This window comes from Leucobacter luti (assembly GCF_004217175.1).
Lineage (GTDB): Bacteria > Actinomycetota > Actinomycetes > Actinomycetales > Microbacteriaceae > Leucobacter > Leucobacter luti.
On sequence record NZ_SHKI01000002.1, the window covers coordinates 535,641 to 558,791 of the forward strand.

16 protein-coding genes and 1 tRNA gene are annotated in these 23,151 nt (G+C 70.4%); 10 read left to right on the top strand and 7 right to left on the bottom strand.

Annotated elements, in window-relative coordinates:
- Positions 1-75 precede the first annotated feature (75 nt).
- Complete coding sequence (locus tag EV139_RS02250) at positions 76-1,641, bottom strand: PucR family transcriptional regulator (RefSeq protein ID WP_130452678.1); 1,566 nt, start codon at positions 1,639-1,641, stop codon at positions 76-78.
- 110 nt (positions 1,642-1,751) lie between these two features.
- On the opposite strand from EV139_RS02250, the gene EV139_RS02255 reads away from it, so the two are divergent.
- On the top strand, positions 1,752-2,642 hold the full coding sequence (locus EV139_RS02255) for an arginase family protein (RefSeq protein ID WP_130452679.1): 891 nt from the start codon (positions 1,752-1,754) through the stop codon (positions 2,640-2,642).
- Between the two features lie 65 nt (positions 2,643-2,707).
- Positions 2,708-4,129, top strand: a complete 1,422-nt coding sequence (locus tag EV139_RS02260; protein WP_130452680.1) for an MFS transporter — start codon at positions 2,708-2,710, stop codon at positions 4,127-4,129.
- A gap of 135 nt (positions 4,130-4,264) precedes the next feature.
- On the opposite strand, the gene EV139_RS02265 is transcribed toward EV139_RS02260, so the two are convergent.
- Positions 4,265-5,791 (bottom strand): MFS transporter, encoded by a 1,527-nt coding sequence (locus EV139_RS02265; RefSeq protein WP_130452681.1) that lies wholly within the window; start codon positions 5,789-5,791, stop codon positions 4,265-4,267.
- Positions 5,792-5,844: 53 nt separating this feature from the next.
- Between EV139_RS02265 and EV139_RS02270 the strand changes: the two genes are divergently transcribed.
- Positions 5,845-6,285: a MarR family winged helix-turn-helix transcriptional regulator gene (locus tag EV139_RS02270; RefSeq protein ID WP_241988940.1), complete on the top strand. Its 441-nt coding sequence runs from the start codon at positions 5,845-5,847 to the stop codon at positions 6,283-6,285.
- A gap of 6 nt (positions 6,286-6,291) precedes the next feature.
- On the opposite strand, the gene EV139_RS02275 is transcribed toward EV139_RS02270, so the two are convergent.
- From EV139_RS02275 to EV139_RS02285, 3 genes are all read right to left on the bottom strand, one after another.
- The gene (locus tag EV139_RS02275; RefSeq protein WP_130452682.1) at positions 6,292-7,728 is read right to left on the bottom strand and encodes an amino acid permease; all 1,437 of its coding nucleotides are present in this window, start codon (positions 7,726-7,728) and stop codon (positions 6,292-6,294) included.
- A 135-nt stretch (positions 7,729-7,863) separates the two neighbouring features.
- Entirely contained in the window at positions 7,864-9,294 is a 1,431-nt protein-coding gene (locus EV139_RS02280) for an amino acid permease (protein ID WP_130452683.1), read from the bottom strand.
- Between the two features lie 74 nt (positions 9,295-9,368).
- The gene (locus EV139_RS02285) at positions 9,369-10,946 is read right to left on the bottom strand and encodes an aminotransferase class I/II-fold pyridoxal phosphate-dependent enzyme (protein ID WP_130452684.1); all 1,578 of its coding nucleotides are present in this window, start codon (positions 10,944-10,946) and stop codon (positions 9,369-9,371) included.
- A 75-nt stretch (positions 10,947-11,021) separates the two neighbouring features.
- On the opposite strand from EV139_RS02285, the gene EV139_RS02290 reads away from it, so the two are divergent.
- Positions 11,022-11,933, top strand: coding sequence for a LysR family transcriptional regulator (locus tag EV139_RS02290; protein ID WP_198677416.1), 912 nt, complete (start codon positions 11,022-11,024; stop codon positions 11,931-11,933).
- A gap of 104 nt (positions 11,934-12,037) precedes the next feature.
- On the opposite strand, the gene EV139_RS02295 is transcribed toward EV139_RS02290, so the two are convergent.
- On the bottom strand, positions 12,038-12,610 hold the full coding sequence (locus tag EV139_RS02295; RefSeq protein ID WP_130452685.1) for a TetR/AcrR family transcriptional regulator: 573 nt from the start codon (positions 12,608-12,610) through the stop codon (positions 12,038-12,040).
- A gap of 99 nt (positions 12,611-12,709) precedes the next feature.
- Here EV139_RS02295 and EV139_RS02300 point away from each other — a divergent pair, with 99 nt between their 5' ends.
- The 3 genes from EV139_RS02300 (at position 12,710) to EV139_RS02310 (ending at position 19,563) form a co-directional block, all read left to right on the top strand.
- Entirely contained in the window at positions 12,710-14,410 is a 1,701-nt protein-coding gene (locus tag EV139_RS02300) for an amidase (protein WP_130452686.1), read from the top strand.
- 284 nt (positions 14,411-14,694) lie between these two features.
- Positions 14,695-16,665: a hypothetical protein gene (locus EV139_RS02305; RefSeq protein ID WP_130452687.1), complete on the top strand. Its 1,971-nt coding sequence runs from the start codon at positions 14,695-14,697 to the stop codon at positions 16,663-16,665.
- A 99-nt stretch (positions 16,666-16,764) separates the two neighbouring features.
- Entirely contained in the window at positions 16,765-19,563 is a 2,799-nt protein-coding gene (locus EV139_RS02310) for an Ig-like domain repeat protein (RefSeq protein WP_130452688.1), read from the top strand.
- Between the two features lie 114 nt (positions 19,564-19,677).
- Here EV139_RS02310 and EV139_RS02315 read toward each other — a convergent pair whose 3' ends face one another.
- Positions 19,678-20,217 (bottom strand): MarR family winged helix-turn-helix transcriptional regulator, encoded by a 540-nt coding sequence (locus EV139_RS02315; RefSeq protein ID WP_130452689.1) that lies wholly within the window; start codon positions 20,215-20,217, stop codon positions 19,678-19,680.
- Between the two features lie 101 nt (positions 20,218-20,318).
- On the opposite strand from EV139_RS02315, the gene EV139_RS02320 reads away from it, so the two are divergent.
- The 3 genes from EV139_RS02320 (at position 20,319) to EV139_RS02330 (ending at position 22,927) form a co-directional block, all read left to right on the top strand.
- Positions 20,319-20,390 (top strand) — tRNA-Gln (locus EV139_RS02320).
- Between the two features lie 77 nt (positions 20,391-20,467).
- Positions 20,468-21,904, top strand: a complete 1,437-nt coding sequence (gene glmU / locus EV139_RS02325; RefSeq protein ID WP_130452690.1) for a bifunctional UDP-N-acetylglucosamine diphosphorylase/glucosamine-1-phosphate N-acetyltransferase GlmU — start codon at positions 20,468-20,470, stop codon at positions 21,902-21,904.
- A gap of 45 nt (positions 21,905-21,949) precedes the next feature.
- Positions 21,950-22,927 carry a ribose-phosphate diphosphokinase gene (locus EV139_RS02330; protein ID WP_130452691.1) on the top strand — a complete coding sequence of 326 codons (978 nt, stop codon included), beginning with the start codon at positions 21,950-21,952 and terminating at the stop codon, positions 22,925-22,927.
- The last annotated feature ends 224 nt before the right edge of the window (positions 22,928-23,151 follow it).

A 23,151-nucleotide genomic window follows, 5' to 3' on the forward strand; every position in this document is an offset into this window, starting at 1 on the left:
GACGCCGCGCGCCGGGGCTCGCGGTGCGAGCTCCGGCGCGGCGGGCGCCGGGCGCGCTCCCGTGCCGGACCGGGCTCAGGCGGCCGGCTGCGTCGGGAGCGCCCCCGTCTCGAACGCGAGCCACAGCAGCGCCCGCTCAGTGGGGTCGGTGAGGGAGACGCCGAGCTCGCGCTCCGCGTCCCGGAGCCGCGTGTTCAGCGTCTGCCGGTGCACCCCGAGCGCCTCGGACGCGCGCTCAAGCCCGCCGTTTGCCAGCAGGAACGCGTGCACGGCGGCGAGGAGCCGGCTTCCGGTGGCGGGATCGAGCTCGGCGAGTCGCGCGCGCCAGACCTCGAATACCGGCGCCTCGCCGCTGTCGGCAAGCCACGCGGTGAGCAGGTCGGCCCGTTCCAGTTCGGCGGCGCGCAGCACCCGCAGCTCCGGCCGGCCGGCCGTCGCCTGCTGTGCCCGGCGGGCCTCCGCGCTGAGGGCGAGCACGCCGCCCGGCGTGCCGGTGCTACTCACGCCGGCGCGCCAGGCCCCGAGCGCGCCGGTCTCGGCGCGCAGAAAGCGCTCGATTGCCTCGGCCGTGGGCACGTCCCGCAGAGCGGGGAGCACGAGGACGAAGCCGTCGTCGACCGTGCTGAGCAGGGGCGTTGCGGCGGGAGCCCCCGCGGCAAGCTCCGCGGCGAGGAACGACTTCAGCAGCAGGCCGGCCGCCGGCTCGCGGCGCGCGGCGCCCGCGTGCGGGGCCGGACCGAGGAACGCGACCGTGCACAGCGCCGTACCGGGGAAGAGGGTCTCGAACAGCCGGGGATCTGCGCTCATGCGCCCGGTGATCGCCTCGGTGATGAGCTGCTCGCGCAGCGACGCCGCGAGTCCAGGCAGCGCGGCCGTGTCGCGGGAGAGGTCGATGAAGGTGGCGAGCGAGCCGATGAGGCCCTGTTCGAGCGGGGTGTAGCGGCGGCGCCGCGCCACCGCGAGTGGCGATCCAGCGGTGCTCGCGAGGTGCACGAAGAGGCCACCGATTGCCGCGGCCCCGCTGGCGCGGCCCGACGCCATATGGCGGGATAGCTCGTCGGTGAGGGCGCGCAGCTCGGCCTGGGAGAGTTCGCCGCCGCCGTGCTCGGTGTACCGGATCCCTTCTGCCGCGATCCAGAAAACGGTTGCCTCGAGCTGCTCGGCGAGTTGCTCGAGCGCGCGCAGCTGCTGGTCCGGGGTCGCGTTCGAGTACGCGAGCCGCTGCTGCACGTCGAGCATGCGGCGCACCTGGTCGAGCTGCCGGTCGGCGAGGCGCTGCGACACGAACTCCGACACCGCGATGTACGGGGTGGCGAGCGGGATGCTGAGCAGCGGGATCTCGTGGGCGTCGGCCGCGCGAATCCACGCCGGGGGCACGTCCTCGACGAACAGGCCGACGCCGAAGCCGACCGCCGCGATACCGCGGGCGGCGAGCGCGGCGAAGAACGCGTCGAGTTCAGCGGGGGAGCGGTCGATGAGCCCGGTGGTGAGCAGCAGCACGTCCTTTGCAAGCCACGGGCTCGGGTCGCTCACCTCGGCGACGTGGACATGAGCCACCCGGCGGTGGAGCAGCGCGTGTCCGGTGGCGCAGCTGAGGTCGAGCGCCGGGTCGGCAAGGAGATCCGCGAGCGTGGGGGCCATGCTTCACGATAGTAGTGAAAATCACTCAAGAGTTCGCGTATACCGCGATTGTGGGGCGAGCCGGGGCGCGTCAGGCTAGAGCACGACACCAGATCACCCGAGGAGACACCATGCCTGCACCCGCCGCCCGAACGTTCGAGATTATCGGCGCACCGTACGACGGGGCCTCGACGCTCGGGTTCCCGGGGTCGCGGTACGCCCCCGATCGCATCCGGCACGCGCTCGGGTGGATCACGCAGCGCGTCGAGGACGGCAGCGTGTTCTCGCTGGAGACCGGGCAGCTGCACGGGGCGCCGGCGCTGTCGGACGGCGGCGACGCCGAGGTCGTGGCGCACGACCTGATGGCCACGCTCGCGAACACGAGCGCGCGCGTCAGCGAGAGCGTCCGCGCCGGCAACGTCCCGATCCTGCTGGGCGGCGACGACTGCTTCCTCTTCGCCGGCACGCGGGGGTTGCACGACGCGACCACCGGCAGCGTCGCCGTGATCCACTTCGACGCGCACCTCGACGTGATGGACGTGAACGTGCAGCAGGGCACGCACAGCCAGTCGAGCGGGATGCGGCGCTCGCTCGAACTGCCCCGCGCGAGCACCGAGCACAGCATTCAGGTGGGGCTGCGGCACTTCAACTTCCCCGCGTCGCAGCGCTACCTGAACGACTCCGGGCTCGCGCGCATCACCGCGGCGGAGTTCGACCGGATCGGCTCCGACGCGGCGATCGCGCGGATCCTGGACCGCGTCGCCGGCGCCGATCACGTACACCTCTCGTTCGACATCGACGCGATCGATCCGGCGCACGCCCCGGGCGCCGGGGCGCTCGAACCGGGCGGCATCACCTCGCGGCAGGCGCTCGAGACGGTCGCGGCGCTCGCCCCGCACTGCGACTCGTTCGCGGTGACCGAGGTGAACCCGATGACGGACCACCAGGACATGACGGCCACCCTCGCGGCCTACCTCTGCTACTACTTCGCGGTCTTCGGCCAGGAGCCGGCGACCCGCTAACACCCCGGCCGCGCGCAGCCGTCGCGCCGCCCACGCCCTACCATCAGCAACAAAGGAGTTTTGCTATGCACACCACCGCACCGGGGGTCGCCCCGCCGCTCGACACGGGAACCGTCAACGTGGTCCGCAAGCGCGAGCTGCGCCGCGCTGTGCGCGGAACGTTCGTCGGCAACGTCATGGAGTGGTACGACGTTGGCGTGTTTGGCTACCTCATCGTCACGCTGGGCCCGGTGTTCCTCCCGGACGCCGACCGCGCCACGCAGGTCATCTTCATGCTCGGCACCTTCGCGAGCACCTACCTCTTCCGGCCGCTCGGCGGGCTGTTCTTTGGCTGGCTCGGCGACAAGATCGGCCGGAAGCGGGTGCTGTTCATGACCCTCACGCTGGTCGCCGTCGCCACCTTCCTGATCGGCCTGCTCCCCGGGCACGCGACGATCGGGGCGGGTGCCGCGGTGCTGCTGGTCGCGCTCAAGATCCTGCAGGGCTTCTCGGCGGGCGGCGAGTTCACCGGCGCCCTCACGTTCATTAGCGAGTCGGCGCCGGACCGTCGGCGCGGCTTCTACGCGGCGTTCCTCGACGCGGGGAGCTACCTCGGCTTCGTGCTCGGTGCTGCGATCGTCACGGCGATGCAGATCGCGTTCGGCCAGCAGGCGATGGAGGATGGCCTGTGGCGTGTTCCGTTCTTGATCGCGGGCCCGCTCGGCCTCGTCGCGGTGTACCTGCGGATGCGGGTCGAGGAGACCCCCCACTTCGCCGCCCTCGCCGCCGAGCGCGGCGGTGACGCCGGCGCAAGCCTGCGGGTCAACCCCCTGCGCGTGTTCGCCGCGAACTGGCGCCCGATGCTGCTGGTGATCCTGCTCGTCGCCGCTGCCAACTCGGCCGGGTACGCGTTCACCTCGTACATGCCGACCTACCTGTCCACTGTGCTCGAACACGACGCGATCCAGGGCAACCTGTTCTCGCTGCCGCTCATGCTGCTCATGGCCTGCCTGATGCCGTTCGTTGGGCTGCTCTCAGATCGCGTGGGCCGCAAGCCGGTGCTCTTCGCAGCCGCGATCTGGATTATCGTGCTGAGCTACCCGGCGTTCGCGCTCATCGGTGCGAACTCGCCCGTCGCGATTGTGGCCGGGCTCGCGCTGATCGGCATCCCGGTGGCGCTCTACATGGGAACGCTCGCCTCGACGTACCCGGCGATGTTCCCGACCGCCTCGCGCAACACCAGCCTGGGGGTCTCCTACAACATCTCGATCGCGCTGTTCGGCGGCACCGCGCCGCTCGTGATCGATACCCTCGTGCGCGCCACGGGGAGCCCCTCAGCCGCGGCGTTCTACCTCATGGGGATGTCGGTGGTCGGGCTGATCGCGATCTGCTTCCTGCCCGAGACCGCCGGCAAGCCGCTCTCGGGTTCGGAGCCAAACGTTGAGACGGAGCGCGAGGCGCACGAGATCACTCTCGCGCGGCACGCGGCCGGCGGGCCCACCGCGTAGTCAGTGCGGTCTGCGCAAGTCGCGCAGCCAGCGCAGGCCGCGCAGCCTGCGCAGCAGACCCGGGAGCGGCACCGCAGTGTGGTGCCGCTCCCGGGTGCGCTGGTGCGGCGGGGGCGCGGCGCGGGGGCACGTCCGCTACGCGGCCCGTTCCGGGTGTGGAGCCGCGGCTGGCACCCGGTGCACCGGGGCCGGCACCCGCGATGCGGGGATGCAGGCGGCGATGATCGCGGCCGCAACGGAGATGCCGGCGCCGAGGAGCAGCGCCAGCTTGAAGCCCGCCTCCGAAGGCACCGGTTCGCCGCCCAGCGTAGTGGTCATCTGCGAGAGCACGAGCCCGATCACCGCGGCCCCGACCGTGGTGCCGATCGACCGCATGAGGGTGTTGAAGCCGTTCGCGGCCGCGGTCTCGCTGCGCGGCACCGCGCTCATGATGATCGCCGGCATGGCGCCGTAGGCGAGCGCGACCCCGCTGTTGATCACGAGGCTCGTGGCGAGCAGCCCCCAGGTGCTGCCCATGCAGAGCAGGCCGACCCCGTAGCCGAGTGCGAGCACGAGCACACCGAGCACGAGCGTGAACTTGGGCCCCCGCGTGTCGCTGAGCCGGCCGCCGACGGGGGAGAGCAGGAGCATCATGAGCCCGGCCGGCGCCATCCACAGGCCCGCGGCGAGGATCGACTGGCCGAGGCCGTACCCGGTCTGCGACGGAAGCTGCAACAGCTGCGGCATGACCAGCATGCTCGCGTACATGCCGAATCCCACGAAGATCGAGGCGATGTTGGTGAGCAGCACGCGCGGGATGACGGCGGTGCGCAGGTCGACGAGCGGATCGGTGGTGCGCGTCTCCCACACGCCCCAGAGCCCGAGCGCGATCGCGGCCACGCCGAACAGGCTGAGCGTGAGCGGCGCGCTCCACCCCCACGAGGATCCCTGCGAGACGGCGAGCATGAGCGCCACGAGTCCGATCGTGATCCCAATCGCCCCGATCCAGTCGAAGCGCTGACCCGCGGCCCCCGCGGGGAGCGCCGGGATGAGCTTCCAGATCGCGAGCATCACGATCAGCGTGATCACCGCGCTGCCGATGAAGAGCGCGCGCCAGTCGGCGAACTGCACCACCGCCGCGGAGATGGGCATGCCGATCGCGCCGCCGACGCCGAGCGTTGCGCTGACCGTGGCGATCGCCGACGAGAGGCGCTCGCGCGGCACGAGGTCCCTCAGCATCGCGATCCCCAGCGGTACCATGCCCGAGCCGAGGCCCTGCAGCGCGCGGCCCACGATCATCGTCTCGACGTTCGGCGCGGCCGCGCACACGAGCGCGCCGACCACGAGGGGGAGCGCCAGGATGAGGATCATGCGGCGCTTGCCGAACAGGTCGCCGAGGCGGCCGGAGATCGGCACGGCGACGGCGGCGGCGAGGAGCGTTGCCGTGATGATCCAGGCGGTCGTCGCGGCGGGGGCGTTGAAGATCGCCGGGAAGCGCGGAATGAGCGGGGTGACCATCGTCTGCGTGATCGACGACGCGATGCCGGCGGAGGCGAGAACCGCGATGGCGAGGCCGGCGCGCCGCGGGCCGCGCCCACCCGCCGCCGCGTCGGCCGCGGGGTTAGGGACGGTGGGCCCGGCTGGGGAGGCCGTCGGCTGCGATTTTGAATGTGTAGAATGCATATGAAGTGCATCATACATGTTCGCGTAGAATTGAGTGCATCGAAGGGAGCGCCGTGACTGAACGCCGAATCGCAGATATTGAGTATGAGCAGATGCTGCTCAGCCGCTACACGATCGCCCAGCACCCGCATGCGCAGGGGCTCGATCGCAGCACATACCTGCTCATGAGTCGCCTCGACGGGCAGGGGCCCATGTCGATCGGCGAGCTCAGCGCGGCGTTCAGGCTCGACGCGTCAACGCTGCAGCGTCAGACCACCGTCGCGATCAAGGCGGGGCTGCTTGAGCGCATCCTCGACCCAGCCGGTGGGGTCGCGCGCAAGCTCACTCTTACGGCGCAGGGCCGCACCCGGCTCCGCGACGCCCGCGACGACTCGGTGCGCTCCCTTGAGCGCATCATGGCGGACTGGCCCGCCAGCGACGTGAACACCTTCGCCGAGCTGCTGCACCGCTTCAACGCCTCGATCGAGGAGTACCGGGAGACGAAAGCGGACTAGCGGGGCCTAGTGCTCCGCGGCGTCGGGAAGCTCGACGGCCGCCGTCAGCGGGCGCCCCTCCCGCAGCAGCTTCCGCTTGGTGAACTGCCACATCACCGCGAGCGCGACAAACCAGATTGGTGTGAACAGCAGCGGCAGGCGGGTGTCGTCGGCGAGGAACAGCGTCACGAGAATGAACGCGAAGAACGCGAGCACCACCCACGGCACGATGCGGGGCAGCGGTGTGCGGAACTTCGACGTGGCGTGCCGTTCCGGGTGCTTGCGCAGGTACTGAATAAAGCTGATCGCGATCATGCTCCAGGTGAACAGGATAAACGTCGAGGCCACGGACGTCACGAACGTGAACGCCTCGATCACACTGTCGCCGAGCAGCAGGATCGGGACCGCGGAGAACACGAACACCGTGGAGAAGAACACCGCCTTGCGGGGGACGCCGCGCGAGTCCGTGACCGCGAAGCCGCCGGGTGCGTGGCCGTCTCGCGCGAGTGAGTGCATCATGCGCGTGCCCGAGTAGAAGCCCGAGTTTGCGCTCGATGCCGCCGAGGTGAGCACGACGATGTTGATCGCGAACGCCGCCGCGGCGAACCCGGCGTAGGCGAACGTGGTCACGAACGGGCTCTGATCCGGATCGAGCTTGTCCCACGGGGTGATCGCCATGATCACGGTGAGCGCGCCAATGTAGAAGATCAGCACGCGCACGACGATCGAGTTGATCGCGCGCGGCAGGTTGTGGTGTGGGTCCTTGGTCTCCGCGGCCGCGGTGCCCACCAGCTCGACCCCGATGAACGAGAAGATGCCGAGCTGGAACCCGAGCAGGAAGCCGCTGGCGCCAAACGGGAACATGCCGCCGTGGTCCCACAGGTGGCTGAGCTCAGCGCGGGTCCCCGTGTCCGGGTTCTCGAAGCCGCTCACGAGCAACACCACGCCGGTGACGATCAGGGCGAGGATCGCGACGATCTTGATGAGGGAGAACCAGAACTCGAACTCGCCGAAGAACCGCACCGGCTGCAGGTTCAGGATCGTGAGCACCGCGACGGTGATCAGCGCGGGCACCCAGGTGGGGATCGAGGCGTTGATGTACGCCACGTAGCTGGTGATCGCGATGATGTCGGCGACGCAGATCACCACCCAGGTGATCCAGTACGTCCACGAGACGAAGTATCCGGCCCACGGCCCGATCAGGTCCTTCGCGATGTCGCCGAAGGTCTTGTAATTGAGGTTTGAGAGCAGCAGCTCGCCGAGCGCCCGCATGAGCAGGAACATCATGCAGCCGATGATCGCGTAGATGAACAGCACTGACGGGCCGGTGAGGCTGATCACCTTGCCCGAGCCGAGGAACAGGCCGGTGCCGATGGCGCCGCCGATCGCGATCAGCTGCAGGTGCCGGTTTGAGAGCCCCCGCTGCAGTTCGTCGTGCGTGCCCGAAGGCGCGGTGTTGGTCATGTCGGCTCCCATCCCGGTGTCTGCTCCCGAGTGTACTCACGCGGGGCGGGCGCGCGGGCAGGCGCGGTGGCTCCTCAGTGCGCGCGCGGCGCGATGCCGTGGTCGGATGCGGGTGAGCGGCCGCGCGCGCCCCGCCTACTCGTGCGTGTCCGGCAGGGGGATCGCGGCGGTGAGTGGTCGGCCCTCGCGGCGCAGCTTCCGCTTGCGGAGCTGCCACAGGATTGCGAGCAGCACGAACCAGAACGGCGTCGCGAGGAACGGCGGACGGGTGTCCTCACCGTAGAGCAGCGTGCCGGCGATGAACACGAAGAACGCGAGGACGAGCCAGGGCGCGATCCGCGCGAAGGGCAGCTTGAACTTCGAGGCCGCGTGCCGCTCGGGGTAGCGCTTGAGGTACACGATGTAGCTCACCACGATTGAGCCCCAGGTGAAGAGGATCATCGTGGCGCACATCGACGACACGAAGGTGAACGCGGCCACCACGCCGTCACCCGCGAACAGCAGGGGGATCGCGGCGAACAGGAACACGCTCGTGAAGAACACCGAACCGCGCGGCACCCCGCGGGAGTCGGTGAGCGCGAACGACTTTGGCGCGTGCCCGTCCTTTGACAGCCCAAACAGCATGCGCGTTCCTGAGTACAGCCCGCCGTTGGCGCTCGACGCCGCCGAGGTGAGCACGACGAGCTGGATCGCGGCGGCCGCCAGGCCGAAGCCGGCGAGCGCGAGCGTGGTCACGAACGGGCTCTTGTCTGCCTCGATCTGGTTCCACGGGGTGACGCTCATGATGATCGCGAGGGCGCCCACGTAGAAGATCAGGATGCGCAGCACGATCGAGTTGATCGCCTTCGGGAGGGTCTTGCGCGGGTTTTCGGTCTCGGCCGCCGCGGTGCCCACCATCTCAACACCGATGAAGGAGAAGATGCCCATCTGGAAGCCGAGTACGAAGCCGCTCGCACCCATGGGGAACATGCCGCCGTGCTCCCAGAGGTTCGCGAACGACGCCTGCGTCCCCTCGGGGCTCGTGAAGCCGGTGAGTACGAGGACGATCCCGACCGCGATCAGGCTGAGGATCGCGACGATCTTGAGGATCGCGAACCAGAACTCGGTCTCGCCGAAGTACTTGACCGGCTGCAGGTTGAGCACGAGCAGCACGCCGGCGGTGATGAGCGCGGGCAACCAGCTCGGGATCTCGGGGTTAAACCACTGCACGTACGCGGTGATCGCGATGATGTCTGCCACGCAGGCGATCACCCAAGAGAACCAGTAGTTCCACGAGACGAAGAAGCCGGCCCAGGGCCCGAGCATGTCCTTCGCGATGTCCCCGAAGGTGTGGTAATTCAGGTTCGACAGCAGTAGCTCGCCGAGTGCGCGCATGATGAAGAACACGAAGAAACCGATCACCATGTACACGAAGATGATCGACGGGCCCGACACGCTGATGAGCTTGCCGGAGCCGAGGAACAGCCCCGTGCCGATCGCACCCCCGATCGCGATGAGCTGCAGGTGGCGGTTTTTGAGGCCGCGCTGCATCTCGCCGGTGGGCGAGGCGGTGGCTGTGGTGGACATGACACTCCCTTGTGTGGAGACGGGTGCGCCCGGGTGCGGCGCGGGAAAGGGTGACCTGGCGATTGTAGTCGGCGCTACGCGACGACCCTGAACGTGGCGAGTGCCGGGTCTGCCGCGCCGCGGACGTAGCCGGAGGGTGCGGCGCCCGTGGCGCGCAAGAACGCGACGACCTCGGCGCTCAGGATCTCGCCGGGCAGCACGTTGGGGACGCCGGGCGGGTACGCGGCGAGCGAGTCGGCGGAGATGCGGCCGACGGCCTCCTCGTACGGCACCACTTCGACGGGGCTGTAGAACGCCTCGCCGAGCCCCATCGCGCGCTCGCACGGCGCGGGGAGCACGATCGGGCGCTCCGGCTCGATCGCCGCCTCCGGCAGCGCCTGAAGCGCGTCCCAGAAGCGGTCGACGTCGACGGGGGAGACCGCGCCAACGAGCAGCAGCAGCGCGGAGGGCGTGGACAGTTCCGCGTACACGCGGTGATCGCGCAGCAGCTGGTAGTGCGCGTCGCTGCCCGTGATCCCGGCCCCGCGCGTGTCAATTGCAATCTTGAACGGGTCGTTGGTGACCGCGTCCGGGCTCGCAAGGATGTCCGGGGTCGCGTCGCGGAAGCGGCGGTCGGCGCGGACGCGGCGGCGGATCTCTTCGGCCGTGGCGAGCGCCTCTTCCACGAGCTCGGGCCGGGTCACGATGTTCTTGCGCGCCTCGTCGAGCGACGCGAGCAGCAGGGCGCTGCAGCTCGTCGACTGGTGCGAGCGGACCACGCGGTCGACGAGCGGCTCGAGCGCCGCGGCGTGCGGGCCGCTGCCGAGCTGGATCATCGCCGACTGCGTGAGCGAGCCGACCGCCTTGTGCGTGCTCGACACGATGAGGTCGGCGCCGAGCCGCGCCGCGTTGACGGGCAGGCGCGGGTGCAGCCCGAAGTGGGAGCCCCACGACTCGTCGACGATCAGCGGCACATCGTGTGCGTGGGCGACCTGGGCGATCGCCGCGATGTCGGCGACCGCGCCGAAGTAGCTGGGGGAGACGATGTACACGGCAGCGCTCGCCGGGTGTGCGGCGAGCACGGTCTCAACCTGCTCGGCGGTGACGCCGTGCGCCGAGCCGAGCCCGGTGTCCACGTGCCCGGTGACAAAGTGGGGGGTGAGGCCCACGTGGGTGATCCCGTCGATCACACTTGAGTGCACGCTGCGCTGCACCACGAGCTCGGTGCCGAGCGCGCGCACCACGGTGGTGGCGACGTGGTTGCCGCCGGACGCGCCGTTGGTGATGAACCAGGTGCGGCTCGCGCCCCAGGCCTCTGCCGCGAGCTCCTGCGCGCGCATGAGCGGCGTGATACGACCGGGGGTCACGAGGCGCCACGTTTCCTGATCGACCCCGCTGAACAGCATCGGGAAGTCGATTGAGAGCGCGGCCTCTCCGACGAGCCCCGCGACACCGGGGGCGTTCGCGGCGCTCGCCTGGTGACCCGGCACGTGCAGGCGCTGCCAGTCGTGGCCGGCGAGCGAGCGGAGCGCGTCCGCGTAGGGCGTCTCGAACTGGTGCGCGGGGATCTCCGCCGTCACGGGAGTCGTGAATGTGGCGTCCGCAATTGGGTCGGAGGTCACGGCGGCGTCGGCGGTCGCGGCCGGATCGGTCGCGGAGGAAACGGTCTGCATGGCTCCAGGGTAAGAAGAAACCAGACCCTATGCGCAGTATCATGTTTTCGCGCGTGGTCACATAGTATATATGACATGATGTCGCTCCAGCAGTTCCGCGTCCTCCTCGCGATCCGCGAGCACGGGAGCCTCACGCAGGCCGCCGAAGCGCTGCAGTACGGGGTGCCCACGGTGACCCATCACCTCAGCGCGCTCGAGGCCCATCTCAACGCGCGGCTCGTGGACCGCGATCGGCGGGGCGCGCACCTCACGCCCCTCGGCGCGGCGTTCGCGGCGGACATCGCGCCCGTGTTCACGCGCATCGAGCGGGCGGAGCGCGCGGTGGCGGATCAGCGCGACGCGGGTGTCGTGACCCTGCGTGTGGGAACCTTCTCCTCCATCGGATCGCGGCTCATGCCCGCCGCGATCGCGCGGCTGCAGCAGCGTACGTCGGTGCGGGTCGAGGTCGTCGAGGCCGAGCCCACGGAAGTGCTGCGCCTGCTGCGCGGCGGGGAGGTGCACGCCGGGCTCATTTACGACGTGTCCGACGAGCTCGCGCTCGCGGTACCGGACGTGGAGCGCACCACGCTCCTGTCGGAGCCGTACCGAGTCATGGTGTCGCGCAGCGGCCCGCTCGGTGCGCGGGACGTGCTTGACTTCGCCGAGCTCGCCGAGGTCGCATGGGTGTGCAGCCGCAACCCCGACGAGGCGTCTGACCGGGTGCTCCGCCGGGTGTATCACTCGCTCGGGCTCCCCGTGCGCGAGGTGATGCGCACCGACGACCTCACGATGATCCACGGGCTCGTGGCCGAGGGGCTTGGCTTCGCGCTCACCACGGCCGCCGCCGTCGACGCCGACTTTGATGTGGTGCTGCGCCCCGCCGTGCAGGATCTGGGGGAGCGGCGGGTGTCGTTCGTCACGCGGCGCGGGCCCGTGCCGCCCGCGGTGACGTGGCTTGGAGAGATCCTGCGGCAGCTCGCGGCCGAGCGCGTGGCCGGGATCGAGTAGCCGGGGCCGGCACCGAATCGCCGGGGCTCGGGCCTGGGCCGAGCCGTCGGGGCCAGCGAGCCGTACCGAGTCGCCGGAGCCGCCCGCTCGGGTGGTGACCTCCGCTACGCGCCGGCGCCGAGCCCGAGCGCGGTGAGCGCACCGCGCACCGCCGCCTGCGCGTCGGCCGCGTCGAGCTGCCCGGTGAGCCAGCGCCCCGAGAGGCCCTCAACGAGCGCGGTGAGCGTGAGTGCCGCGCGTGCGGCGGCAGCGGCGTTGGCGCCGGGCTGCGCTTCACGGATGAGCGCCTCGATGCCGTCCTGCCAGGCCGCGGTGGAGCGGGCGACCGCGGCCGCGCGCCCGGCGTCGAAGACGGCCGCCGCCCGCACCTCGTTCCAGACCGTGGAACCGGCGCGAATGCCGGGCTCGTCGCCAAACTCCGAGCAGAGCAGCGCGGTGAGGCGGGCGGCCGGCGTGTGCGCCTCGGGGGTGAGCTGCGCGCGGCGCGTGGCGCTCGCGGTCACCTCGTCGAGGGCGGCCTGCACGAGCCCGTCGCGATCGCCGAAGTGGTAGGCGAGCAGGCCGATCGACACCCCTGCCTCGCGGGCCACGTCGCTCATGCGGAATCGGGCGAGCCCGTTGCGCGCGATCACCGTGGCGCAGGCCGCGAGGATCCGCTCCCGTGTGTCCTCGGCCATGTGGCTCCCCTCGACTGTGGCGCGGCGGGCTTGACACCGCGCGCATTAAAACTGAAACTGTTTTCAGGATACCGGTTCGGAACAGGAACGAGGAAGTGCATGAGCGACCCGACCGCAACATTTGAGCTGATCGAGACCACCATCGATGACGTGCTCGCGGCGCTGCGCAGCGGCGAAATCACCAGCGTGTGGCTCACCGAGCGCTACCTCGCGCGCGCCGCCGCCTACGATCAGGGCCCCGACGGGCTGCACGCAATCATCGTGCCCAACCCGGACGCGCTCGCCGCCGCGGCCGAGTCAGATCGCCGGTGGGCGGCCGGGGAGGCGCGCGCGCTCGAGGGCGTCCCGTTTACCGTGAAGGACTCGTACATGGTGCGCGGGCTCACGGTCGCCTCGGGCTCGCCCGCGTTCGAGACGCTGGTGGCGCAGTGGGACGCGTTCTCGGTGGCGCAGCTGCTCGAGGCCGGAGCGGTACTCGTGGGGAAGACGAACATGCCGCCCATGGCCGACGGGGGGATGCAGCGCGGGGTCTACGGCCGGGCCGAGAGCCCCTACAACCGCGACTACCTCGCGGCCGCCTACGCCTCCGGCTCGTCGAACGGCTCGGGCGTCTCCACCGCCGCAAACCTCGCCGTATTTGGGATGGGTGAGGAGACCGTGTCCTCCGGCCGCAGCCCCGCCTCGAACAACGGTCTGTGCGCGTACACCCCGAGCTGGGGGATCCTCTCGATCCGCGGCAACTGGCCGCTGTTCCCCGCCCGCGACGTCGTCGTGCCGCACACGCGCACCATGCCCGACATGCTCCGCCTGCTCGACGTGCTCGTGCAGGACGACGCGAACCCCCGCGGCGACTTCTGGCGCAACCAGGATGTGGTCCCGCTGCCGCTGCCGAGCGAGCATCGCCCCGTGAGCTACCGCGAGGTGGCGGATCCCGCGGCGCTGCGCGGCAAGCGCTTCGCCGTGCCCGCGATGTACCTCGGCGAAGACCCCCGCTTCCCGATCGCCGTCCGCCCGTCGGTGCTTGAGCGCTTCGCGGTTGCCCGCGCCCGGCTCGAGGAACTCGGCGCCGAGGTCGTGGTGACCGGTTTCCCGCTCATCGAGCAGTACGAGGGTGATCGCCCGGGGCAGGAAAACGTCGGCGCACTCGGCGTGCTGCCCGAGGGGTGGATGGACACCGAGTTCAGCGACTTCCTCGCCTACGGCTGGGACGACTTCCTGCGCGCAAACGCCGACCCGGCGATCCCGAACCTCGGCGTCGTTGATCCGGAGCGCATCTTCCCGCAGCCCGAGGGCACGCTGCCCGACCGCTACGAGGAGGTCGAGGACTACCCGAATCGCTACCGCGCGACGGTCGCCATGGCGCAGGTGCCCGGCGGCGTGCCGGATCCGCGCAGGCGAGCCGACTTTGCCGACGGCCTGCGCGCCCTCGTGCGCCTGCGCGAGGACCTCTTCGAGCGCTGGCTTCAGGAGGAGGGCTTCGACGGGGTGGTGTTCCCCGCGAACGCCGACGTGGGGCGCGAGGACGCCGAGCGGGACCCGGCCGCCGCGGATCACGCCTGGTCGAATGGCGTGTTCTTCTCGAATGGCAACTACGCGCTGCGGCACCTGGGGATCCCCACGGTGACCGTGCCGATGGGCAACATGAGTGACATCGGCATGCCGATCGGGCTCACCTTCGCGGGCGCCGCCTACGCGGATCCGCAGCTGCTCGGCTACGCCGCCGCGTTCGAGGCGCCGGGCTCGCTGCGCGAGACCCCGGCGGCCACCCCGGCGCTGCCGGAGGACCGTCCGGTCGCGTAGCCCCGGCCCCGCGCGCACTCGCGCAGGAAGACCGCACTCAGGCGGGTCGATTCTTCGGAATCGGCCCGCCTGAGGTGTTTTCTCCTGCGCGAGCTCGGGCCCGACGGTGCGAGGTCAGGGTTGCGCTGCGAGACTGGGCGCCCCGCCAGGCAGGGGCGCGCTGCCGGCCGGGGCACACCGCGAAACACCACGTACATCTGATCTTGTTAAGGCTTGCCTTAGCTAGATAGGATGAACTGTTTTTCGCCGGCGCAGAGCCGGCGACGCGAGCGACAGGAGCGCAGATGACAGCGACGAGTGTGACCCACCAACGGGGGAGACGCGCGAGCCGGGGGCGCGCGGTCGCGATCCTCGCCCTCGCGGCGCTCGTGCCGCTCGCTGGCCTGGTCGCGAGCCCCGCACCCGCGCTCGCCGCAGCCCCGCAGCGCGTCACTGCGGAGGCGACCGTTGGCACCGACCGGGTGGTCAGCGTGGCGGTCGCCTGCACCTCCGCAAAGGCGTGCGCAGGGAAACTCTCGCTCAAGCTGGCGACGGGCGGCACCAAGACGCTCAAGTACTCGGTGGCGGCCCGCGGCGCGAAGACGCTGAACTGGAAGCTCGGCACCGCCGACTACCGGGCGTTCGTGAAGCGCGGGAGCGCGAAGCTCAAGATCTCGGGAGCGACCACGAAGCCAAGCTCCGCCAAGTTCACGCAGAGCGCCACGCTCAAGCCGGCGAAGGCGCAGGTGAAAGTGACCACCGCGAGCTACACGGTCGAGTCGAATCGCGTGCTACCGCTGCGGCTCAGCTGCGCGGCCGCTGCCGGGTGCGCCGGGACCGCGAAGCTGCAGCTCGGCGGAAAGACACTCGTCCAGGGAAAGGTGCAGGCAAAAAAGGGCGCGACCACGGTGAAGCTCACCCTCACCGCGGCGCAGGCGGCGAAGCTGACCACCACCGCGGCAAAGTACACGGTCTCGCTCACGGAGACGAAGCCCGACGCGATCGCGCACACCGCCACGATCACGCTTCGGAAGCCCACACCAGCGCCCGAGCCCGAGCCCGAGGCGCCCGTGCGCGGGGCCTCGAAAGCGTACGCCGAGCGCAACTGGGTCCCGAGCGCGGTGGACACCTGCCCGGCCGAGCTCCACGCGAGCTACCAGACCGTCGGCCCCGACGGGAAGATCTACCCGACGTGGCACCCCGCCCAGGTCACCGATCCGGCAACCGGCGAGCTCTGCAGCTTCGGTCACGAGCACGGCGCCGACCCGAGCACCTCCGAGATCTTCGACTGGGTCGCGGCGTTCTACGCCCCGGACGACCTGGTCGCGGGCGAGCCGGTCGGCCTGCCCTTCGGATACACCAGCGAGGAACTTGAGAACTACGGCCACGAGCACGGCGGTATGGCCATGCGGCACGAAGACAACGCCGGACACAAGGTGTTCGTGGCAAACAACGTGAAGATGCTCGACGCACACCGCAACTGGCTGCGCCTGGCCGACGGCTCGCAGCTCGTGTGCGACGTGCTCATCAAACAGCACCAGGGCAGCTGGTCACCCGACGCGACCTCGAACAACGCGCACGAGAGCGAGTTCGCGGCGCGCTGCACGGACGGTACTGAGATCATCACCTCCATCCTCACCCGCTTCGGCAACGCGAACGAGATGTTTGGCACCTGCGCGCCAGACACCGCAATCCCGACCGTGGGAAGCCTGCTGCCCGCGGGGGACGGCGGCCGCCGCATCATCCCGACCACCGACTGCGTGCGCAACAACCCGACCGACTGGACGCTCTACGAGCTGTGGGAGAGCGACAGCAAGATCGTGAGCGCTGACGGGACCGTGTTCGCGGCGTTCGATCCCTGGTTTGGGATCCGCAATCCGAGCCGGCTGTACGACGCGACGGCCAGCACGGCGACCGCCAACGGCATCAGCCGCCCGCTCGACCTCGCCTGGTACGCGGAGCGCCCGGCCACCGACTACCTCTGGGCCGGGCTCAGCGACACGGAGCGGTTCGACTACACGGACCCCCGCTCGCCGTTCAATGGCGCGCAGCGCGACTTCTACCTCGGGGAACTCACACTCGCGCAGGTGCCCACGGCCGACGGCACGATCTACAGCGACCCCTATGGCGGCGGGGCGCGCACCGACCGCACGGTCGGTGCGATCCGGCAGCACATCGTGCCGGGCAGCGTGCTCGGCGACGTGTCGCTGAGCCGCCAGAAGTTCGATGCGAAGGCCGACTTCGGCAGCAACAACGGCGTGCACGCGCCGAACTAGCGCCCGTGCGCCGGCCCGGCGGCGGCCAAGCGTGCGCCGCCGCCGGGCCAGCGCAGCGCCGCAGCATTTCCCACCATCACCTCAGAGAACAGGAACACCGTGGAATCCACATCACACCTTGCGCGAGCGGGGGTGAGCGTCGTCGCAGCCCTCGCGCTGGTGACGAGTGCGTTCATCTCGACGCCGGCGCTTGCCGTTGAGACCCCGACCAGCGATGGCGCGCCGCCCGTATCCGAGCTCCGCTGGACGGGCGAGGCCGGCGGCGACCTCGGCTTTGCCGCGAGTCGCAGCTCGTGCGACGTCAACGGCGACGGGTTCGCCGATACCGTGGTGGGCGACTGGTGGTGGAAGCGGGGCAACACCGCGAACGCCGGCGCTGGCTACGTCCTGCTCGGTGGCGCCGACCCCGTCGCCGGCCCGATCGGGCGCGGCACCGCGGTGGGCGCGATCCGGATCGACGGACCGAACACCCCGAACGCGTTCGCGGGCCTGAGCGTCTCCTGCCTCGGCGACGTCAACGGCGACGGCATCGACGACGTGATCGTCGGGTCAAACCGCACCCAGCGCACCTGGGTGGTGCTCGGGGCGGCGGACTTCGAGCCGGTCGACGTTGACACGCTCGGCACGCGCGGTTTCGAGGTGACCAACTCGGCGGCGGTCGCGGACAACGCGGCGTCGGGCGGCAGCGCAAACTTCGGCTACGCGGTCAGCGGGCTCGGCGACGTGAACGGCGACGGCCTGGCGGACTTCGCGATCACCGACAATCTCTACGACCGGCCGGCGAACGCCGAGGCGGGCACCCCCGCAGCCGCGAACGTCGGACGTGTGTGGGTGATCTCGGGGTCCACCGACGTGAACACGATCGACGTGGCCTCCGAGGCCGGCGCCGCGCGCGTGCTGTTCACGATCGACGGGAGCGGCGGCCAGATCATCTCCGCCGAGGACGTCGGCGACATCAACGGCGACGGCCTCGCCGACATCGTGGTGGGGAGCTACGGCGCCACCCCCTGGGGCGCGTCGGCCCCCGTCGCCGGCGCGGCCTACGCGGTGTTCGGCTCGACCACGCGGCAGAGCGTGGACGTCGCGAACCTGGGTGCGCAGGGCTTTGCGGTCTACGGGCCGCAGCGCGGGCGTGACCGGCTGGGCACCGCCATCGGCGCGCTCGGCGACATCAACGGCGACGGCAAGGCCGACTTCGTGGTGGGTGGAGACGGCGTCTCGAACGCCGCGACGGGCCCGCGCGCTGGGGCCGCGGCCGTCGTGCTTGGATCCGACTCGACGCAGACCGTCTTCACGACCCCCGGCGCCGCCGAGAACGCGGTGTTCAGCTGCGCCGACGAGGCGCTGAACACGAGCGGCGCCTGCACCGGCGAGACCGTCCCCCGCGGGTACTGGATCGACGGCGCGGTCGACAACGACAAGTTTGGTTGGTCGGCCGCCGGAATCGGCGATCTGAACGGCGACGGTGTCCCCGAAGCGCTGCTTGGCGCGTGGGGCCACGACGCTGCCGGGTCGAACGCCGGCGCGATCTACGTGGTGTACGGGCAGCCCGGCTTCTCGGGCACGATCTCGACGGCGGCACTCGATCCGGCACTCGGGTTCCGGATCGACGGCGCGGCCGCAGGCGCGCAGCTCGGCCGCTCGGTGGGCGGCAGCGGCGACTTCGACGGCAACGGGGTCCCCGACATCGTCGGCGGGGCGAACGGCACCGACTACGCCGCGGTGTACCTCCTCGGTGCCGCACGCACCGAGCTCGCTCTCAGCGCGGCGGAGCTGAGTGTCGCCGAGGGCGGCACCCTCACCGCGAGCGTCACCGCGCCGCGAGCGGGCGCCGGGACCCCGGGCGGAACCGTCGCGTTCTCGCAGGCCGGCGTGACCGTCCCCGGGTGTGAGGCGGTTGCCGTTGCTGACGGCGCGGCGAGCTGCGCGATCGCCGCGTTCGCCGCCGGCGGCACCCAGGCGTTCGCCGCGAGCTTCGCGGACGCGGCGGGCCACTTCGCCCCCGCCGTCGCCGAGCTCGAAGCCGAGGTGGCAAAGCTCAGCTCTAAGACGACGCTCAGCGGCGACACCGCTGGCACCGCGCAGGACGAGCTTGAGTTCGTGGCCACCGTGCCCGCCGACGCGACCGGTGAGGTGGTGTTCACCGCCGGGTCCGAGACGATCGGTGCCGCGCAGATTGCCGACGGCACCGCCACCCTCGCCTACAGCTCGCCAGTTGCCACCACCTTCCAGCTCACTGCGCGCTACGCGGGTGACGCCCGCTACGGCGAGTCCGCGTCGAAGGCGCGGCGCGTGACCGTGGGACTTGTCCCCGTGACGCTGTCGACGGTCACCGTGGACGCCACACGCGCGGTGTACGGGGTGCGCCCCAGTGCGAGCGTGCGGGTCACCGGGGCCACGAGCGGCACGGTGCTCTTCACCGCCGGCTCGCGCGACCTCGGCACTGCCAAGGTGAACTCCGCGGGGCGCGCCACGCTCAAGCTGCCCGCGCTGCCCGTGGGCACGTACCGGGTCGCCGCCGCCTACATCGGCGACGACACCTACGCGGACACCGCGAAGCGCTTCGCGCCGAGCACGCTCGCGATCACCCGGGCGTCCGTGACGTCGGCGAAGGTCACCACGAAGATCGCAAAGTACGGCACGCGCCCCACCGTCACCGTGAAGCTTGGCAAACTCACCAACGGGGCGTACCCCACGGGGCGGGTCACCGTGAGCTTCGGCTCCGCGAAGCGGACGGTCGCCCTCACGGCGGCGCACAAGGGGACCGTCAAGGTGACGGCACCGAAGGCGCTGACCGCCAAGGTGAAGGTCACCGCGAAGTACCTGGGCACCGCGAACATCTCCGCGAAGTCAGCGAGCGCGACCCAGAAGGTCGCGGCGAAGCCGGCGAAGAAGTAGCCGGGATGCCGGGGCGGATCCGCGCGACGCGGGTGCGCCCCGGGCTGCGGGCCTGCGGGCCCGCGAGGTGCGGGGTGGCTCTGGTGCGAGCCTGCTGGGGACGGGGCGCCCGGGCTAGGCGCTCAGCGGATCCCCGTCGACCGGGAGCGGCTCCGGCTCGAAGCGGTCAACGCTCAGCGCGAGCCGGCGCAGCAGCACCGAGAGGCGCTCCCGCTCGGAGCGCGGGATACCGCCGAGCAGGCGCTCTTCCGAATCGCTCAGGCGAGTGATCGCCGCGTCAACCAGCGTGAGGCCGAGCGGCGTCATCTCGACGAGCACGCCGCGGCCATCGTTCGGGTCAGTGAGCCGGCGCACGAGTCCCCGCTCCACCATGCGGTCGATCCGGTTTGTCATTGTGCCGCTCGACACCATGGTCTGCTGCACGAGCAGCTTGGGGCTCTGCAGAAACGGCTCGCCGCCGCGCCGCAGCACCGCGAGCACGTCGAACTCCCACGAGGCGAGGCCCGAGCGCTCAAACGCGTGCGCGCGTGCCCGGTCGAGGTGCTTCGTGATCCGCCACAGGCGCGAAAAGATCTCGAGGGGCGCGAGATCCAGGTCGGGTCGCGCCGTGGTCCACGCCGCGATGATCCGATCGACCTCGTCTTCATGCTTCATTCCTCCATTATCCAACTTGTCTCGACGTCGAGCGAACTCTCCCGCGCGTGCACGAGAGCTTCCGGAGTCTGGCAGACTGTATCCGTGCTGTTTTGGCACGGTCCGCCTTGGTGTAATGGCAGCACGACAGCCTTTGGAGCTGTTAGGTCTAGGTTCGAATCCTGGAGGCGGAACAGTGCGTGGGTGCCGGGGGAAATCCCAGCACGCGGCGTCGACGGACGCACCTCGCCTCCGGTGAAAGGAAAATCTCATGGTAGAACGCTCGCTCGCGGTCGTGATCCTCGCTGCGGGGCAGGGGACCCGCATGAAGTCCTCCCTGCCCAAGGTGCTCCACCGCATCGGCGGCCGCTCGCTCATCGCGCACGTGCTCGACACGGCCGCGGGGCTCTCGCCGTCCCGGGTCATCACCGTGGTGCGCCACGACCGTGATCGCGTCGCCGCGGCTGTGCTGGAGCACGCGCCGGACACCGTGATCGTGGATCAGGACGCCACGCCGGGAACCGGCCGCGCCGTGGAGCAGGCGCTCGAGGCGCTGCCCGACGACTTCGACGGCACCGTGGTCGTGCTCTCCGGCGACGTGCCGCTCGTCGACACCGTGACCCTCGACCGCCTCGTGCGCGGTCACCTCGACGGAGGCCGGGCAATGACGCTGCTCTCCGCGATCTTTGACAACCCGACCGGGCTCGGCCGCATCCTGCGTTCGCCCGAGGGGGCCGTGACCGGCATCGTCGAGGAGAAGGACGCCGACGAGGCGCAGCGCCGCATCACCGAGATCAACGGTGGCATCTACGTCTTCGCGCGCCGTGCCGTGCAGGACGCGCTCGCGCAGATCGACACGAACAACGCGCAGGGCGAGAAGTACCTCACTGACGCCGCGGCGCGCATCCTCTCCGGCGGCGGCGCCGTCGAGGCCGTGGCGACCGATGACCCGTGGCTCATCGCCGGTGTCAACGACCGCGCGCAGCTCGCTCAGGCCGGCCGCGAGCTGAACGCGCGCATCGTGCGCGCGCACCAGCGGGCCGGCGTCACCATCCAGGACCCGACCACCACCTGGATCGACGCGGACGTGTCGATCGCGGCGGACGTCGAGATCCTCCCCGGGACCTTCCTGCAGGGCGCCACCTCGATCGCCGCCGACGCCATCATTGGCCCCGACACCACGCTCGTCGACTGCGAGGTCGCCGAGGGGGTGCGGATCCGCCGCAGCGAGGCGACGCTCGCGGTGTTCGCGGCCGGTGCTGAGGTGGGGCCGTTCGCGTTCATTCGCCCCGGCACCGAACTCGGCGCGCAGGGCAAGATCGGCGCGTTCGTCGAGACGAAGAACGCGAAGATCGGCGACGGCAGCAAGGTGCCGCACCTGAGCTACGTGGGCGACGCCACCATTGGCACCGGCAGCAACATCGGTGCGGGCACAATCTTCGCAAACTACGACGGTGTGAAGAAGCACCAGTCGACCGTGGGCGACGGAGTTCGGGTCGGTTCGAAGAATGTTCTCATCGCGCCGGTTACCATTGAAGACGGAACGTACACGGCAGCGGGTACGGTCGTCCGAAAGAACGTGCCCTCAGGGGCACTGGCGCTGAACGTAGCGCCGCAGCGCAATATTGAAGGATGGGTGGCCGAGCACCGGCCCGGAACGAGCACCGCGGAAGCGGCTGCGCGTTCCACCGGTACTGCAGCCGAGTGAGCGTGGAAAAGCGGGAATTCAACAAGTGAGGACGTATCAGCACTGATGAGTACGATCGAGATGGCGGGGCAGAAAAAGCTCGTCTTGATTTCGGGCCGGGCATACCCCGAGCTCGCTGAGCAGGTGGCGTCCGAGCTGGGCGCCGAACTCGTCCCGACCGACGCGCGCACGTTCGCCAATGGTGAGCTGTACGCGCGCTTCGACGAGAGCGTGCGCGGTTCTGACGCGTTCGTGATCCAGTCGCACACGAACCCGATCAACGAGTGGCTCATGGAGCAGCTCATCATCGTCGACGCGCTCAAGCGCGCCTCGGCGAAGCGGATCACCGTGGTGGCGCCGTTCTACCCCTACTCGCGCCAGGACAAGAAGGGCCGCGGCCGCGAGCCGATCTCGGCCCGACTGGTTGCCGACCTCTTCAAGACCGCTGGTGCCGACCGCATCATGTCCGTCGATCTGCACGCCCCGCAGATTCAGGGTTTCTTTGACGGCCCGCTCGACCACCTCTTCGCGATGCCGGTGCTGCTCGCGCACTTCGAGAAGCACCTCAACCGCGACGATCTCACGGTCGTGTCGCCCGACATGGGCCGCGTGCGCGTCGCCGACGTGTGGAGCGACCGTCTGGGCGCCCCGCTCGCGATCATCCACAAGCGCCGCGACCCCTCGGTTGCGAACCAGGCGTCGGTGCACGGCATCGTGGGCGACGTGAAGGATCGCTGGTGCCTCATGGTCGACGACATGATCGACACGGGCGGCACGATCTCGAAGGCCGCAGAGGCGCTCAAGCAGGCTGGCGCGCGCGGCGTGACCATCGCGGCGACGCACGCGATCTTCTCCGGCAAGGCCACGGAGTACCTCTCGGCCGACTTCATCGACCAGGTGGTCGTCACCGACACGCTGCCGGTGCCCGCCGAGAAGCGGTTCGACAAGCTCACCGTGCTGCCGATCGCGCCCCTGCTCGCGAAGGCGATCCACGAGGTGTTTGAGGACGGCTCCGTCACGAGCATGTTCGAGGGCGCGGCCTAACCCGCCTCGCACGCCGAGAGCCCGCCGCCCCGTTCTCGGGGAGGCGGGCTCTCGGCGTTGCGGGGCCAGGCCCGCGTGCGTGGCCCGCGTGCGTGGCCCGCGTGGCCCGCGTGGCCCGCGGGGCCTGGCCCGTAGGGCGTGGCCAGCCACCCCGCCGAGTGTCGCCAAATGCCCCCTTCGAAGAATCCGAAGGGGGCATTTGGCGACACTCGGCGCCGTGCGCG